18 protein-coding genes are annotated in these 14,437 nt (G+C 60.7%); 5 read left to right on the top strand and 13 right to left on the bottom strand.

All coding sequences use genetic code 11. The features are described 5' to 3' along the window. Nucleotides 1-118 precede the first annotated feature (118 nt). The gene (locus L8H52_RS09915) at nucleotides 119-2,002 is read left to right on the top strand and encodes a TonB-dependent receptor (protein WP_242206900.1); all 1,884 of its coding nucleotides are present in this window, start codon (nucleotides 119-121) and stop codon (nucleotides 2,000-2,002) included. A gap of 111 nt (nucleotides 2,003-2,113) precedes the next feature. Here L8H52_RS09915 and L8H52_RS09910 read toward each other — a convergent pair whose 3' ends face one another. From L8H52_RS09910 to nrdR, 12 genes are all read right to left on the bottom strand, one after another. Beyond that, the gene (locus tag L8H52_RS09910; RefSeq protein ID WP_242206899.1) at nucleotides 2,114-2,914 is read right to left on the bottom strand and encodes a cobalamin-binding protein; all 801 of its coding nucleotides are present in this window, start codon (nucleotides 2,912-2,914) and stop codon (nucleotides 2,114-2,116) included. Further along, nucleotides 2,914-3,333: an MFS transporter gene (locus tag L8H52_RS09905; RefSeq protein ID WP_242206898.1), complete on the bottom strand. Its 420-nt coding sequence runs from the start codon at nucleotides 3,331-3,333 to the stop codon at nucleotides 2,914-2,916. Before L8H52_RS09905 ends, L8H52_RS09910 begins: the two co-directional genes overlap by 1 nt. Next, complete coding sequence (gene ribA / locus L8H52_RS09900) at nucleotides 3,330-3,947, bottom strand: GTP cyclohydrolase II (protein ID WP_008081835.1); 618 nt, start codon at nucleotides 3,945-3,947, stop codon at nucleotides 3,330-3,332. The genes L8H52_RS09905 and ribA overlap by 4 nt, the downstream gene beginning before the upstream one ends. Nucleotides 3,948-4,181: 234 nt before the next feature. Then, nucleotides 4,182-4,919 (bottom strand): transporter substrate-binding domain-containing protein, encoded by a 738-nt coding sequence (locus L8H52_RS09895; protein ID WP_242206897.1) that lies wholly within the window; start codon nucleotides 4,917-4,919, stop codon nucleotides 4,182-4,184. A 37-nt stretch (nucleotides 4,920-4,956) separates the two neighbouring features. Continuing rightward, on the bottom strand, nucleotides 4,957-5,460 hold the full coding sequence (locus L8H52_RS09890; protein ID WP_003228639.1) for a phosphatidylglycerophosphatase A: 504 nt from the start codon (nucleotides 5,458-5,460) through the stop codon (nucleotides 4,957-4,959). Next, the gene (gene thiL, locus L8H52_RS09885; protein WP_242206896.1) at nucleotides 5,457-6,422 is read right to left on the bottom strand and encodes a thiamine-phosphate kinase; all 966 of its coding nucleotides are present in this window, start codon (nucleotides 6,420-6,422) and stop codon (nucleotides 5,457-5,459) included. Before thiL ends, L8H52_RS09890 begins: the two co-directional genes overlap by 4 nt. Before the next feature lie 27 nt (nucleotides 6,423-6,449). After that, nucleotides 6,450-6,950, bottom strand: a complete 501-nt coding sequence (nusB, locus tag L8H52_RS09880) for a transcription antitermination factor NusB (protein WP_016984114.1) — start codon at nucleotides 6,948-6,950, stop codon at nucleotides 6,450-6,452. Then, nucleotides 6,947-7,423, bottom strand: coding sequence for a 6,7-dimethyl-8-ribityllumazine synthase (gene ribE / locus L8H52_RS09875; protein ID WP_003228649.1), 477 nt, complete (start codon nucleotides 7,421-7,423; stop codon nucleotides 6,947-6,949). Before ribE ends, nusB begins: the two co-directional genes overlap by 4 nt. A 91-nt stretch (nucleotides 7,424-7,514) precedes the next feature. Then, complete coding sequence (gene ribBA / locus L8H52_RS09870; RefSeq protein WP_034153727.1) at nucleotides 7,515-8,606, bottom strand: bifunctional 3,4-dihydroxy-2-butanone-4-phosphate synthase/GTP cyclohydrolase II; 1,092 nt, start codon at nucleotides 8,604-8,606, stop codon at nucleotides 7,515-7,517. Nucleotides 8,607-8,637: 31 nt separating this feature from the next. Continuing rightward, entirely contained in the window at nucleotides 8,638-9,303 is a 666-nt protein-coding gene (locus L8H52_RS09865; RefSeq protein ID WP_242206895.1) for a riboflavin synthase, read from the bottom strand. Nucleotides 9,304-9,350: 47 nt separating this feature from the next. Further along, nucleotides 9,351-10,484: a bifunctional diaminohydroxyphosphoribosylaminopyrimidine deaminase/5-amino-6-(5-phosphoribosylamino)uracil reductase RibD gene (gene ribD, locus L8H52_RS09860; RefSeq protein WP_242206894.1), complete on the bottom strand. Its 1,134-nt coding sequence runs from the start codon at nucleotides 10,482-10,484 to the stop codon at nucleotides 9,351-9,353. Beyond that, nucleotides 10,481-10,945, bottom strand: a complete 465-nt coding sequence (nrdR, locus tag L8H52_RS09855) for a transcriptional regulator NrdR (RefSeq protein WP_007910946.1) — start codon at nucleotides 10,943-10,945, stop codon at nucleotides 10,481-10,483. Before nrdR ends, ribD begins: the two co-directional genes overlap by 4 nt. Nucleotides 10,946-11,073: 128 nt before the next feature. Here nrdR and L8H52_RS09850 point away from each other — a divergent pair, with 128 nt between their 5' ends. From L8H52_RS09850 to trxA, 3 genes are all read left to right on the top strand, one after another. After that, nucleotides 11,074-11,538, top strand: coding sequence for a YbaY family lipoprotein (locus L8H52_RS09850; RefSeq protein WP_103303777.1), 465 nt, complete (start codon nucleotides 11,074-11,076; stop codon nucleotides 11,536-11,538). Next, entirely contained in the window at nucleotides 11,535-12,188 is a 654-nt protein-coding gene (locus L8H52_RS09845; protein ID WP_242206893.1) for a 50S ribosomal protein L11 methyltransferase, read from the top strand. Before L8H52_RS09850 ends, L8H52_RS09845 begins: the two co-directional genes overlap by 4 nt. 197 nt (nucleotides 12,189-12,385) lie before the next feature. Beyond that, entirely contained in the window at nucleotides 12,386-13,258 is an 873-nt protein-coding gene (trxA, locus tag L8H52_RS09840; protein ID WP_242206892.1) for a thioredoxin, read from the top strand. A gap of 4 nt (nucleotides 13,259-13,262) precedes the next feature. Here trxA and L8H52_RS09835 read toward each other — a convergent pair whose 3' ends face one another. Next, nucleotides 13,263-13,622 (bottom strand): hypothetical protein, encoded by a 360-nt coding sequence (locus L8H52_RS09835; protein WP_242206891.1) that lies wholly within the window; start codon nucleotides 13,620-13,622, stop codon nucleotides 13,263-13,265. Nucleotides 13,623-13,757: 135 nt separating this feature from the next. Between L8H52_RS09835 and L8H52_RS09830 the strand changes: the two genes are divergently transcribed. Continuing rightward, the gene (locus L8H52_RS09830) at nucleotides 13,758-14,357 is read left to right on the top strand and encodes a DUF2796 domain-containing protein (RefSeq protein WP_242206890.1); all 600 of its coding nucleotides are present in this window, start codon (nucleotides 13,758-13,760) and stop codon (nucleotides 14,355-14,357) included. Nucleotides 14,358-14,437 lie beyond the last annotated feature (80 nt).

Here is a 14,437-nt window from a genome sequence, read left to right as displayed (position 1 = left end):
GAGCCTGCTCGCGAATGCGGACTGTCAGTCAAATCACTACTGACTGACCCAGCGCATTCGCGAGCAGGCTCGCTCCCACATTTGATTTGTGTACACCTGAAACACCAGTGGACTGTCCATGAAACTCACGCGCCTTGCCCTGCCCTTCTTCCTGCTGCCATCCGCCAACGCCCTCGCCGACAACTTCGAACGTGATCAGGCACTGAAACTGCCGGACATGTTGATCTCAGCCAACCGCCAGGTCGAAGCACGCAACGACAGCAGCGCCGCCAACACGGTGTTCACCCGCGAAGACATCGACCGCCTGCAACCGAGTGACGTGCCGGATCTGCTGCGTCGCGTGCCCGGCGTGCAAGTGGCGCAGGCCGGCGGGCGCGGCAGTTTGCCGGGGATTTACATTCGTGGCACGCAGTCGGCGCAGAGTCTGGTGTTGGTCGACGGCCAGCGCATCGGCAGCTCGACCTCCGGCGACAGCAATCTGCAGCATCTGAACATCGAGCAGATCGAACGCGTGGAAGTACTACGCGGTTCGCGTTCGGTGATTTACGGCAGTGATGCGATTGGCGGGGTAATTCAGATCTTCACCCGGCGCGGCACTGAGCAGGGTTTGCAGCCGCGGCTGCACGTCGGTTTCGGTAGCAATCAAACGTGGCAGCGCAGCCTCGGCTTGTCCGGCGGCGATGAGAAAACCCGTTTCAACCTCGGCGCCAGCCTTGATGAAACCGCCGGAATTGACCGTACTCATGAGTCGTATCCAAGCGATGGCGATCACGACGCCTACCGCAATAAATCCGTCAGTCTGAGCCTCAGCCATGCGCTGACCGATGACATCGAAGTCGGCGCCAATCTGCTGGATAACCGGGGCAAGAGCGAGTTCGACAATCCGTTCGGCCGCTTCGACATGAATACGTTCGAGTCGGTGCAACAGCAGCCCTACAGCGATTTCAACGTCAGCAGTGTCAGCAGTTACGTCGATGCTCGGGTCAATGAAACCTGGAAAACCCGGGTCGAGTTCGGCCATACCGAGAACCGCGAGAAGACCCTCGACAAGCTCAGTGACGAACGCACAGTGTTCAACACCTACCGTGATTCGCTGAACTGGCAGAACGACCTGACGCTGGACGCCCGTAACAGCCTGATCCTCGGCGGCGACTGGTACGAAGACCGGATCAACAGCAGCACCGTATTCGATGAGGACAGCCGCTGGAACCGTGCCGTTTTCATTCAGCACCGTTATCAGGCCGACAGCTTCTCTACGGAACTGGGCCTACGTCACGACGACAACCAGCAGTTCGGCGGGCAGAACACTTGGAGCGGTACGTTCACTCTGCCGCTGAATCCGGACAATGATCTGTTGCTGAGCTACAGCGAAGGCTTCCGTGCGCCGACCTTTAACGACCTGTACTACCCGGACTTCAGCAACGCGGATCTGAAACCGGAAACCTCGAAAAGCTACGAGCTGCAATGGCGCAGTCAGTTGACCGACAGCAGCCGTCTCGAGGTGTCGATTTACCGTACCGACCTGGAAGACGCGATCATCTTCGGCAGCAACTCACGCCCGGAGAACGTCGCTTCGGCGCGGATCAATGGCTTTGAAGCGGCACTGAAGCAGGAGCTGTTCGGCTGGCAGAGCAACCTGGGCGTAGCGATCATCGACCCGCGCGATCGCGATACCGGCCACACATTGGCGCGGCGCGCACGGCGGACGTTGAGCTGGGATCTCGATCGACAGTTTGATCAAGTCAGCCTCGGTGCCAGTTGGCAGGCGGTCAGCAGCAGTTATGACGATAAGGACAATACGCAGGCGCTGGGCGGCTATGCGCTGTTCGGCTTGCGCAGCAGTTGGGCACTGAATCGCGAGATCAAGCTGGATCTGAAGGTCGATAACATTTTCGACAAGAGCTACAGCCGAGCAAATTACAGCTACGACGGCAGCCAGTACGGTTATCGCGAGGAAGGTCGGGTGTGGATGTTTGGTGTCACCTGGACTCCTGAGCTTTGATCTGAGATTTGCAGTGTTTTGGCTGGCCTCTTCGCAAGCAAGCTCGCTCCCACATTTGGAATGCAATCCTCCTGTGGGAGCGAGCCTGCTCGCGAAGAAGTCACCCCGATTTCAGCGGTCAGGCGCGATCAATTGGCAGAGCTTGGCGGTGGCGCTGATCATCTGGCCGCTTGGGCGCTCAAGACCTTTGTCGGTGACCAACAGTAATTTTGCTTGCTTCACCGCTGCTACTTGCGGCCACGCCTTCCACGCATCAAGTTGCACCTGATCACCCGCCAGAATCACTTCAGGATCACGCTGCAGCACGGCTTCAATACTCACCTGCGGCGCCGGCAGAATCAGGTCGGCGAACACATTCCGCGCCCCGCAAACTTCCAGCGCATCGCTGATGATCTGCCCGCCACCGACGGTGTACAGCGGCTTGTCCCACACCTGATAAAACACCCGCAACGGCACATCGCGGCGATAACGCTGGCGAAGTTCTGCGAGTTGTTGGCGCAACGCCGCCGCCCGTGTCACCCCACGTTCGGGCCGCCCCAATTGCGCGGCAATGGCTTCAATCTGGGTAGTGAGTTGCTCGAAGGAATGCGGTTCGGCGACGAAGGTCGGGATGCCCAGACGCTTCAACTGATCACGCTGCGCCGGGCCGACACTGCCGGGCCACAGCAACAACAAGTCAGGCTTGAGGCTGAGCAGTTGTTCCATGTCGAGTTGACCATAGCGGCCAACGGACGGAACGCTGGCAATTTCAGCCGGCCGCTCACCGGCATCCAGCAGGCCGACCAACAAATCAGCCGAATCCAGCTCAACGACAATTTCAGAAAGTGACGGCGCGAGGCTGACCACCCGCAGGCTCGCCAGCACCGGAGCCGAGACGACCAGCAGCAGAAGCGCCAGCCACAGACGGCGCATCAGCCGAGCTGACGGGGGATACGGTAGAGGTAGAACAGCACCGCCGTGGACAGTGCCAACAGCATCAGCGGCACGGCTTCGAGACCGACAAACACCGCCAGTGCACCGATCCACGCCGGTAAAGCGGCGGCGAGAAACGCCGCACGACGACGTGCTGCAAGAGCAATCCATGCGGCCGGCTCATCAGGAGTATCAAGGGCTTTTTGTGTGGCGATCAGTGCATGTTTGTAACGACCGAAAAACTTCAGGCTGACAAACATCGACGCCACACCAGCAATGAAAAACGGCATCGCCAGCACCGGCAGAATTCCTTCGCCCTGACCGAACAAGGCGTTGAGCACGAACAGCGGCAGCAGCGCCAGTGCGAGGTATTTCCACCAATCGACCGACAACCGGCGCCGCACCTGACCCCGCGTCACGCGCGATCGACCTCGCCCTGATGCTCATTGCCCATCATGTGGTCGAGCTTGCTGGCCTTGGTCGCCAGATAGAGTTTGTTGTGCGGGTTGTGACCGGTGTGCAGCGGCACGCGCTCGGCGACGGTAATGCCCATGTCGGTCAAGGCTTTGACCTTGCGCGGGTTGTTGGTCATCAGACGCAGGGATTTCACGCCCAGATGCTCAAGCATCGGCAGGCACATCGCGTAATCGCGCTGGTCGGCGGCGAAGCCCAGACGTTCGTTGGCTTCAACGGTGTCGGCGCCGCCGTCCTGCAACTCGTAGGCACGGATCTTGTTCAGCAGACCGATGCCGCGACCTTCCTGACGCAGGTACAGCAACACGCCACGGCCTTCACGGGCGATGGCTTTGAGCGCGCCTTCCAGTTGCGAGCCGCAGTCGCAGCGCTGGCTGAACAAGGCATCGCCCGTCAGGCATTCGGAGTGCAAACGGCCGAGAACCGGGGCGCCGTCGGCAAATTCACCCAGGCTCAGCACGACGTGCTCGCGGCCGGTGGCTTCATCGAGAAAACCGTGCATGGTGAATTGCGCAAAAGGCGTTGGCAGCTTGGAAGCGGCGACAAAGACGACAGGCACCGGTGTGCTCCTGATCTAAAGAGTCTGAAAATTCGCAGGCCGGCATTGTAACAGCAGGTTCCTACAGACGCTTAGGCTGAATTATCGGGCATAACGATCAAAAAGTTTGATAACTACTGACTAGCATAGGTCCTTGTGGGAGCGAGCCTGCTCGCGAAGGCGTCATGTCAGTCGCCCCAATGCTGACTGAACCAGCGCTTTCGCGAGCAGGCTCGCTCCCACAAGGGTACGTGGTCAATTCGAGGTGAACGGATACGGCTGTTTCCACTTCTCGAAGATCGGCTTCAACTCGCCGCTCTTCACCAACTGCTCCATACGCTGGTCATACAGCGCCATCAGCGCCCGTGCCTGTGGCGTGTCAGCGAAGCCTAGAAAAAGCGGCAGCTCGGCCAGATGCGAATAGCGATATTGCGTTTGATCGGCCGCCGTTTTCACCACCGCTTCAATCTCGGTCAGCGCATCAATGTAGTAATCCGCCCGCCCCTGCTTGAGCATCGACAGAATGCCGGTACGACGCTCGATCTGGTTATATCGCTTGATGTTCGGCAGGTAGTTTTCGTATCGATAGCCGCGTACCCAGGCCAGTCGATACTTGCCCAGCGTCGCCTGGGTCGGCGAGGGATTGCTCGCCAGACCCAACGCATAGATGTGGTCGGAATCGAAGTTCCAGTGCGGGTACAAGACCTTTTCGGCTTCGTCACGATAGGAGCCGACCAGCGCGTCGACTTCCTTCAACTGCACCAGCCCTACCGAACGGGTGTAGGGCACCGTGCGGATATCCAGCTTTACCCCGGCCGGCTCGAACACCTTGCGCAGCACGTCCCAACCGAGGCCATGGCCGTCGGCGGCGGTGTAGTCTTCCCAGTCTTCGCTGGCCAAGTGGATGACCGCCGGCGTCGGCGCAGCTTCCTGCGCACTGGCCACCGTGCCCAGCAAAGCAAAAAACACCAGCGCCAACCAGCGTCGAGCCATCCCTAGTCCCCTCACTTGACCCTGATATCCCTTGAAATCAGGCGAAAATCCACACCAGTCCCTGCATGGCCAGCCAGGCAAATACCCCCGCCAGCACGTCATCGAGCATGATCCCGACGCCGCCATGCACATGTCGGTCGATCCAGCGAATCGGCCACGGCTTGAGAATGTCGAAGAAGCGGAACATCAGGAAACCCGCGAGCAACCAGTACCAGCCTTCCGGCACCAGCCACAGGGTAATCCACATCCCGACCATTTCGTCCCAGACGATACCTTCGTGGTCGTGTACCCGCAGATCGTCGGCGACCTTGCCGCACAGCCAAAAGCCGAACAGCATGGTGATCCCGAGCATCAGCCAGTAACCCCAGTCGGGCAACATCTGCCACAACGGGATAAAGGGTAGCGCAACTAACGAGCCCCACGTGCCCGGGGCTTTCGGCAGAGTGCCGGAACCGAAGCCGAACGCGAGGAAATGCCAGGGATTGCGCCAGACCGACGGCGGAACGAATTCGGCCGGAACCTGTTTCGGGTGATCTGTCACGGTGTCTCCTGAAAATGTTGATAGCCCCGGATTTGCGGGGTGATGTCGTGCCCTTCGCGATCCAGCAGGACCACGCCCTGACCTTCTGACACACGACCGATCACGTGGATCGGCCAGCCATCGGCCAGCAGCGCCGGCAACTCGACGGACGGTAGGGTGAAGGCCAGCACGTAATCATCGCCGCCGCTCAGCGCTGCACGCTCGGCGCCGCGCTGACCGAGAAACGCCACTAATGCATCCGACAGCGGTACGCGCTCGCGTTCAATCTCAAGCCGCACCTTCGATGCCAGCGCAATATGGCCGCAATCGGCGAGCAGACCATCAGAGATGTCCAGCGCCGACGTGGCCTTAGCACGCAGGGCCTGACCGAGGGCGAGTTGCGGTTGTGGCGACCAGTAATGATCGAGCAGCGGCTGGGCGATATCAGCCTCGGCATCACGCTGACCCAACACCAGCGGCAACGCGCCGGCGGCATTGCCCAACTCACCGCCGACACAGAGCAAGTCGCCCGGTTGCGCGCCGCTGCGGGTCAATGCCTGACCCGCCGGCACTCGACCAAACACGGTTACCGTCAGACTCAACGGCCCGCGCGTGGTATCGCCGCCGACCAGCGCAACGCCGCAGCTCTGCGCCATACGGTTCAAACCGTGGGCATAGGCTTGCAGCCAATCAGCAGTCACTGTCGGCACAGTCAGGGCAAGGGTAAAGGCAACGGGCGTGGCGCCCATGGCGGCCAGATCGCTGACCGCGACGGCCAGCGAGCGCTGACCGAGCAGAAACGGATCGCAGGGGTCGGCGAAATGCACACCGGCCACCAGCGTATCGGTAGAAATCGCCAGCTGTTCCCCGGAAGGAACAGCGAGCAAGGCGCAGTCATCGCCGATCCCCAAGGCAACGCCTCCGCCGCCCTGCGCACAAGGCGCGGCGGCGAAGAAGTTACGGATCAGCTCAAACTCGCCCATGGCTGAGACAAAGGATTCAAGCGCCGATCAGCGCTTGAACGCCTTCACTTCAGCTTCACGCAGGCGCGGGGCCAGCTTGTCGAGCACACCGTTGACGAACTTGTGACCGTCGGTGGAACCGTAGACTTTCGCCAGTTCGATCCCCTCGTTGATCACAACGCGGTACGGCACGTCGACGCGCTTGAGCAGTTCCCAGGTCGACAGGCGCAGTACGCACAGTTCAACCGGGTCGAGCTCTTCGATGGTCAGGTCCAGGCATGGCGCCAGCGCAGTGTCGATCTCGGTCAGACTGGCCGGAACACCGTGCAGGATGTCGTGGAAGTAGCTGGCATCGGCGAAGGTGAAATCGTTATCGACGCGGAACTGCGCTTCGATTTCGTTCAGCGAAGTCTTGGCCATGTGGCGCTGATACAACGCTTGCGTCGCCAACTGACGGGCAGCGCGGCGCTTTTCACTTTTCGAAGGCTTACCGGCGTCGGTTGGACGCGGCTCGCGTGGGTTGAAACGATCGCTTTCGTCGCTAATCACTTGGCCTCCAACTGCGCCAGCAGGCTGACCATTTCCAGAGCGGACAGGGCAGCTTCGGCACCTTTGTTACCGGCCTTGGTGCCGGAACGTTCGATGGCTTGCTCGATGGAATCAACGGTCAGGACGCCGAAAGCAACCGGAACACCGAACTCCATGGACACTTGGGCCAGACCCTTGGTGCACTCGCCTGCTACGTATTCGAAGTGCGGAGTACCGCCACGAATGACCGCGCCGAGGGCGATGATGGCTGCGAATTCACCTTTCTGGGCGACTTTCTGCGCAACCAGAGGGATTTCGAAGGCGCCAGGAGCGCGGATGATGGTGATGTCGCTTTCGCTCACGCCGTGGCGAACCAGGGCATCAACTGCACCGCTGACCAGGCTTTCAACCACGAAGCTGTTGAAGCGGCCCACTACCAAAGCGTAGCGGCCTTTAGGGGCGATGAAGGTACCTTCGATGGTCTTCAGGGTCATTCGTCAGTTCTCTTAAAGAGCCGGGACGCGTCTGCTACGCGTCCCTCAGTGATTTATTTGCCGCGAATTCGGGTCCGGAAACAACCGGTCATTATTCGGAGGGCACGTATTCTACAACTTCCAGATCGAAACCGGATATCGCATTAAATTTCATTGGTGCAGACATCAGGCGCATTTTGCGTACGCCGAGGTCACGCAGGATCTGCGAACCGGCACCGACAATGCTGTAAGTCGTCGGTTTTTTCGGCGCTGCCTGATCGCCGGTTTCGCGGATATGCGCCAACAACACGTCGCCGTCGAGCGGGTGACCGAGCAACAGCACCACACCGCTGCCCGCCTCGGCAACCGCAGCCATGGCGGCGCGCAGGCTCCAGCGGCCCGGCTGCTTGACCATCAACAAGTCGCGCAGCGGGTCCATGTTGTGCACGCGAACCAGTGTTGGTTCTTCAGCGCAAACAGTGCCCAGGGTCAGCGCCATGTGTACGTCGCCTTCCACCGAATCACGATAGGTCACCAGGTTGAATTGGCCCAGTTCGCTGTCCAGTGGCTGCTCGGCAATCCGCTGAACGGTACGTTCGTGGATCATCCGGTAGTGAATCAGGTCGGCAATGGTGCCGATCTTGATGTTGTGTTCGGCAGCGAATGCTTCCAGCTCAGCGCGACGGGACATGGTGCCGTCGTCGTTCATCACTTCGCAGATCACGCCACTCGGCTCGAAACCGGCCATGCGCGCGAGGTCGCAGGCAGCTTCGGTGTGGCCAGCGCGAGCGAGGGTGCCGCCGGCCTGCGCCATCAATGGGAAGATGTGGCCCGGGCTGACGATGTCTTCAGCCTTGGCGTCTTTGGCGGCAGCCGCTTGCACAGTGCGCGCACGGTCGGCGGCGGAGATACCGGTGGTCACGCCTTCAGCGGCTTCGATCGAGACGGTGAACTTGGTGCCGAAACCGGAGCCGTTGCGCGGCGCCATCAGCGGCAGCTTCAACAGTTCGCAGCGCTCACGGCTCATCGGCATGCAGATCAGGCCACGAGCGTGCTTGGCCATGAAGTTGATGTGCTCGGCCTGGCAGCATTCGGCGGCCATGATCAGGTCGCCTTCGTTCTCGCGGTCTTCGTCATCCATGAGGATGACCATCTTGCCTTGGCGGATGTCTTCAACCAGTTCTTCGATGCTATTGAGCGCCACAAGGCACCCCCCTTCTTTCGAATTTAGAGCTTCAGGATTTGAGGTAGCCGTTTTGGGCCAGAAAGCTTTCAGTGATGGTGCCGCCGGATGCCGACTCTGCGGCCTTGTCGCCCAAAAGCAGACGCTCCAGATAACGCGCCAGCAAATCGACTTCCAGATTCACCCGGCGACCTGGCTTGTAGGACGCCATGATGGTTTCGCTCAGGGTGTGCGGAATGATCGTCAGCATGAATTCGGCGCCATCGACTTCGTTCACGGTCAGGCTGGTGCCGTCGACGGTGATCGAGCCTTTATGGGCGATGTACTTGGCCAGTTCTTTCGGCGCGCGGATACGAAATTCCACAGCGCGGGCATTGTCGCTGCGCGCGACGATTTCGCCGACACCGTCGACGTGACCGCTGACCAGATGACCGCCAAGACGGGTGGTCGGGGTCAGGGCTTTTTCCAGATTGACCGGGCTGCCGCTTTTCAGATCATTCATGGCGGTGCAGTCCAGCGTTTCACGGCTGACGTCGGCTGCGAAGCCGTCGCCCGGCAGCTCAACCGCCGTCAGGCAGACGCCGTTGACCGCGATGCTGTCGCCGAGTTTGACGTCGCTCAGGTCGAGCTTGCCGGTGGCGACGTGCACGCGCACATCGCCGCCCTTTGGGGTCAATGCGCGGATACTGCCGATGGATTCGATGATGCCGGTAAACATGGGGTTCTCCTTGAGAACTAAGCCAGCGCTAACGCGATGGCCGGGAATTATACGCTCGCCGCTTGAGCAGGGATGGCAGTGACTCGCCAGTCATCGCCCACCGCGCGAATTTCAGTGATTTTCAGCTCCGGCGCATCCTTCATATAAGTCAGCGGCCAGTCCAGCAATGGGCGCGCCGTGGAGCCGAGGAACTTGCCGGCGATGAAGATCACGAACTCATCGACCAGACCCAGCTGAGCAAAAGCGCCGGCCAGACGCGGCCCGGCCTCGACCAGCACCTCGTTGACGCCACGGTTGGCCAGTTCGATCAGCAATTGTTGCAGATCGACCTGACCGTCATCACCCGGCACGATCAGGCATTCAGGGCCGTGAGCGTATTGCTCTTCGATTGCGACACAAGTGGCGACCAACGCCGGACCAGCCTTAAAGAACGGCGCATCCAACGGCACCCGCAGGCGCCCGTCGATCAGCACGCGCAGCGGCGGACGGCTCATCGCCAGCGCGGTTTGCTCGCGGTCCAGACCGAGTTCGTCAGCGCGAACAGTCAATCGCGCGCCGTCGGCCAGCACGGTGTCGGCACCGGTCAGCACCACAGCGGCTTGAGCACGCAAACGCTGAACAGCCGAACGTGCGGCCGGGCCGGTAATCCATTGGCTCTCGCCACTTTCCATCGCCGTGCGCCCGTCGAGGCTCATGGCCAACTTGACCCGCACAAACGGCAAGCCGTGTTCCATGCGCTTCAGAAAACCTTGATTGAGCTTGCGCGCCTCGGCTTCGAGTACACCACTTTCAGTGGCGATACCGGCATCGGCCAGACGCTGCAAACCACGACCGGCAACTTGCGGATTGGGATCACGCATCGCCGCGACGACTCGGCCAACACCGGCATTCACCAGCGCATCGGCGCACGGCGGCGTGCGCCCATGGTGGCTGCACGGCTCGAGGGTCACATAAGCAGTGGCGCCCCGGGCCAGCTCACCGGCGGCGCGCAACGCGTGGACTTCCGCGTGCGGTTCACCGGCGCGCTCGTGCCAGCCTTCGCCGACAATCTGCCCGTCACGCACCACCACACAGCCAACCCGAGGATTGGGGTGGGTGGTGTAGTGACCTTTGCGCGCCAGTTCCAGCGCACGCGCCATAAAGTGCGCGTCGAGGATGGCCTGCTCGGCGGCGGTGGTCATTCTTTCACCGGTTCGCGGGCGAGGCGGTCGATTTCTTCGCGAAATTCGTTGAGGTCCTGGAAGCGCTTGTACACCGAAGCGAAACGGATGTAGGCGACTTCATCAAGCTTCTGCAATTCGGCCATCACCAGTTCGCCGACCACGAGGGATTTGACCTCGCGTTCGCCAGTGGCGCGCAGCTTGTGCTTGATGTGAACCAGAGAGGATTCGAGGCGCTCGACGCTCACCGGACGTTTCTCCAGGGCGCGTTGCATACCGGCGCGGAGTTTTTCTTCGTCGAACGGTTGGCGGCTGCCGTCGGTTTTGATCAGGCGCGGCAACACCAGTTCGGCCGTCTCGAACGTCGTGAAACGCTCGCCGCAGGCCAGGCATTCACGCCGGCGGCGCACCTGTTCGCCCTCGGCGACCAGACGCGAGTCGATGACCTTGGTGTCGTTGGCACCGCAGAAGGGACAGTGCATGGTGGCTGGCAACAAAAAAAGGGAGGGCCATGGTAGCGCATCCCGGTGGCAAGACAAGCCATAGGCTTTGCGGTATACAGAACGGCATGATCGTTTGATCCATGGATTTCATTTTGCTGGAGCATCCAATGCCGTTACGTCCGCTCGTTTTGCTCAGTCTTTTCAGCCTGCTGGTGGCCTGTGGCAGCGATGCACCCAAGCCCCAGCCGCCAACACCGGGCCCGGCGCCGCAGCAAGCGCAGAAAAAAGCCAAAGAGGCTGCCGACCTTGGCCCGCTGCCAGCCTATCAACGCGAACTGAGTGGCACCCTGCAAGGCGTGCCGGCCGGTGCCGAAGTCGAACTGGCGCTGCTGGTGATCGACGAGAAGGATCGCCCACAACAATTGCTCGCCAGTTCCAGCCTGATCGGCAACAACCAGATTCTGCCATTTCGCCTGCGCTTCAACCCGGACGCCTTCCCCGCCGGTGCGCGGGTTGAGCTGCGCGGTCGCGCCAGCCAGTCCGGCCAGTTGATCCTGCATCTGCCATCGCAAACCATCACCCAACCGACCACTCAGGCGTTGGGCCAACTGCAATTTGTCAAAGCACCATGACGGCACCGCTCGACCTGCAACAGGCGTTAGGTGAATTGCTTGGCGACGCCAGACTCAAGGTCTGTGCGTTGCCGGACACCGATTTACAGCTATGGCTGATCGATGGCGACAACATGGATCGCCAATTCAGTCAGGAAGAAATTCAGCGAATTCTGCACGAGCCACCGTATTGGGGTTTCTGCTGGGCCAGTGGTCTGGCGGTTGCGCGTTATCTGGCCGAGTTTCCCGAGTGGGTGCGCGGTAAACGCGTGCTGGATTTCGGTGCGGGCTCGGGGATTGCCGGGATTGCGGCGGTCAAGGCCGGGGCGCTGGAGGTGGTGGCGTGCGATCTCGATCCGCTGGCAATTTCCGCATGCCGGGCGAATGCCGCGCTGAATGATGTGCAGATGAGTTATTCGACGGATTTCTTTGCCGAGGCTGATCGTTTCGATCTGATTCTGGTGGCGGACGTGCTGTACGACCGGGCGAATCTGCCGCTGCTCGATGCGTTCTTAAGTCGTGGGCGTGAGGCGCTGGTGGCGGATTCGCGCGTGCGGGATTTTCGCCATCCGTTGTATGAGCGGATTGAAATGCTCGAAGCGATGACCTTGCCGGATCTGGCGGAGCCTGAGGAATTTCGGCATGTCAGCCTCTACCATGCGCGGCGCTAGCTAAAAGCTTCGTCGGAACGCCGCCCGGACCAGGCTCGCTCCCACAGGGGGTTTGTGAACGACACAGATCCAATGTGGGAGCGAGCGTGCTCGCGAAGGCGTCCGTCCATGCAACACACCTCTCAAAGGCTGACCGCTTCCGGCCACACCCCGCCAAGCCGTATAGTTGCCCCATCCACGCTTTGACGAGATCCCCCATGAGTGAGCAAACGCCGTACATCTTCGACGCCACGACGGCCGATTTCGACCAGTCGGTGATCGAGGCCTCTTTCAACAAACCGGTGCTGGTGGATTTCTGGGCCGAATGGTGTGCGCCGTGCAAGGCGCTGATGCCGATGCTGCAAGGCATTGCCGAGAGCTATCAGGGCGAATTGCTGCTGGCCAAGGTCAACTGCGACATCGAGCAGGACATCGTCACCCGCTTCGGTATTCGCAGCCTGCCGACCGTGGTGCTGTTCAAGGACGGTCAACCGGTCGACGGTTTTGCCGGTGCACAACCGGAATCCGCCGTGCGCGCCCTGCTTGAGCCGCACGTGCAGATGCCACCACCGGCCGCAGCCGATCCGTTCGAGCAGGCTCAGGCGTTGTTCGATGACGGCCGTTACGCCGATGCCGAAGCCGCTTTGGTGGTGATGCTCAATGAAGACAACACCAACGCGAAAGCACTGATTCTCTATGCACGCTGCCTGACCGAGCGCGGCGAACTGGGCGAAGCGCAAACCGTGCTGGATGCGGTCAAAAGCGATGAACACAAAGCCGCGCTGGCCGGGGCCAAGGCGCAGATCAAGTTCCTCGGTCTGGCTCGCGATCTACCAGATGCCGCTGATTTGAAAGCGCGTCTGGCGAAAGATCCGCAGGACGATGAAGCGGTGTATCAACTGGCGATCCAGCAACTGGCGCGTCAGCAATACGAAGCGGCGCTTGAGGCGATGCTCAAGCTGTTCATCCGCAACCGCAGCTACGGCGAAGGCTTGCCGCACAAGACCTTGCTGCAGGTGTTCGAACTGCTGGGCAATGATCATCCACTGGTGACGGTGTACCGCCGCAAGATGTTTGCTGCGCTGTACTAAGCGCTCACTCGATCCAGCTGTAGAGCGGCGTATCCCCGCCGCTCACCACTTTCACGTCCGAACTATGGCGCAGGCGTACCAGCAAGCGCTTGCCCGCCGCCGCACTCCCGGTCAGCCCTTCAAGCTGATCAAGCAGATCCGGCCCGCTGAGCTGCCCGGCCTTGCGCAACAGATCCTTTGCCACCTGCCACAACGCATCGTCCTGATTCATCGGTTTCGCTGCCGGGGCTGATGCGACCGCCTCAGATTGAGCGCTCGGCGCCTGCCCATTCAGCGCTGAACCGAGCTTTGCCCAGTCGTTGTCATCCAGTTCCACCGTCAAGTCCACCGGCACATCGCCGACGGTTCCGCGTATCCGCAACATTCAGTTCGCTCCTGCACTTTTCTGACCTGCATGCTCCCACGGGACTTGTGCAACGCCAAGCGCACGGGCAAACTCTGCGCACTTTCGTTATAAGATTACATAACAAACTCTTCACTTTACTTCCCGGAGACCGCCATGCGTCGTCTGCTGCTCGTTTTGCCGTTTGCCCTGTTGCCGCTGGCCATCGCCCACGCGGCTGATGAGCATGACCACGATCACGATCATGAACACGGCAGCCTCGGCGCGCATGAACACGGCGTCGGTCGACTGAACGCGGCGCTGGATGGCCAGACCCTGGAGCTGGAGCTGGAAAGCCCGGCGATGAACCTCGTCGGTTTCGAACACGTCGCCACCAGCGATGCCGACAAAGCCAAAGTCGCTGCCGCCCGTGTGCAACTGGAAAAACCGCTGGCCCTGTTCAGCCTGCCGTCTGCTGCCGGTTGCAAAGTGGTCAGCCAGGAGCTGGAGAGCCCGTTGTTCGGCGACAAGCCGGATGCAGACGACCATGACGCAGATGAAGCGGACAAGGACGGTCACGAGCATCACCACGACCACAGCGAAATCCACGCGCATTATCAATTCAGCTGTGCCACGCCGGGTGCGCTGAAGACCCTGGATCTGGCGAACATTTTCAATACCTTCCCGGCGACGCAGAAAATTCAGGTACAACTGATCAGCGCCAGCGGCCAGCAAGGCACCGAAGTAACGGCCAAGGCTGCCGCGCTGAAATTCTAAGCCTCACCGAAATACCCTTGTGGGAGCGAGCTTGCTCGCGAATGCGATTCGTCAGGCGCCTTTGAATTGACTGATCTGCC

Source organism: Pseudomonas sp. CROZ-RG-20F-R04-15, assembly GCF_022662375.1.
GTDB lineage: Bacteria > Pseudomonadota > Gammaproteobacteria > Pseudomonadales > Pseudomonadaceae > Aquipseudomonas.
The sequence above is the reverse complement of the archived record's forward strand: the minus strand, read 5'-3'. Positions and strand labels throughout refer to the sequence as shown.